Origin of the sequence: Nocardiopsis sp. CNT312 (assembly GCF_000515115.1) — a bacterium.
GTDB lineage: Bacteria > Actinomycetota > Actinomycetes > Streptosporangiales > Streptosporangiaceae > Nocardiopsis.
Map to the genome: position 1 here is coordinate 1 of NZ_AZXF01000062.1, position 1343 is coordinate 1343.

1 pseudogene is annotated in these 1343 nt (G+C 69.2%); it reads left to right on the plus strand.

Annotated elements, in window-relative coordinates:
- A pseudogene (locus tag B042_RS26210) lies at positions 1-1343 on the plus strand (hypothetical protein); the annotation flags it as partial.

Here is a 1343-nt window from a genome sequence, read left to right on the forward strand (position 1 = left end):
CCGCGCGGTCACAGCCCACGAAGACCCCGAGACCACCGCCCCGGAAACCGACCCGCACACCCCTACCGGCAACGAGTACACCGCAGCCGCCCCGCACACCCCCGACCGGACCGCTCCACCCGCCGCGACCCGCAACGACCCACCCCTGCCCCAGGGGGCCCCAGGCGCGTTCGCCCCGATCACGGCGGCCGCCGCCACCGGGCTCTCCGCCCCCGGAACCGACGGGGGCGCGGCTGACGGCGACCGGGCCTTCGGAGCCCAGAACCCGCCGGGCACCCGCGCCAGCCAGAACTACCAGACCCCGAACAGCCAGGACCAGGACCAGGACCAGAACACCCGCCCCGAGGACAACCCCTACCTCGACGGCTTCACCGACGAACTCAACACTCCGCCTGCCACTCAGCAGCACCAGGACACCGCCAACAGCGGCACCACCTCCCCACCCGACCTCTACGACACTCCACCCGCCACACCCCGAACAGCGCCCTCCCCCCTCCAAGGCCCCCTCGACCCCAAACACCTCTTCACAGGATTGGACCTCGACCCCAAAACCGACAGCGCCCTCCCCTCCTCCCCCCTGCCTTGGGCCAACAACACCGACATCAGCGTCTTCGCGGTCCCCGACATCGCACCCGGTACCACCGCACCACCGCCCACCGGACAGGCCAGTCCCACCAGCGCCACCCCGGCCGGCACACCTCGCGCACACACCACCGGAGCTACCGACACCAGCGGACGGAACGGGGAAGGAAGCGAGACCACCGACCAGCCCCCGGCCGTGCACGACACTGTCACCCACCCTGACAACACCGAGACCGAGGGCAACGACGAAACGGAGGACAGAAGCAACACCCCGGCTAAGGACGAGAACACCGCTCCCCCGACCACCACACAGACCACCGACAACAGCATCAGCAGCACAGCCAAAACACACCAAGGCGACAGCACCCGATCTTCCGGCCAGGAGGCGCTGGTGTGGCCGCTGGGAGAAACCAATGACACCCCGCCCGCACCTAACAGCAACGAACCGGAACCGATCCGGCACTGGAGCCCGCTCGACTCCAAAACCACCCCGCCACCGCTAGACCTAGACCCCAAGCTCCCCTACGACCCCAACGGCCTGCTCGACCTGCCCTTCCCCGAAAACCCCCACCCCGGAACAACACCAGACACCACCACACCCGCAGACACCACACCCGACACCACCACCCCCACCACGCCCTGGCCACCACCCCCCCACTGGGAACCCGCACCCGACAACGACACCACCCAGACCCCCCAAACCTTCACCACCCCCCACACCGGCGCCATCTACCTCTCCATGAACATGGCCCCGCCCCCCA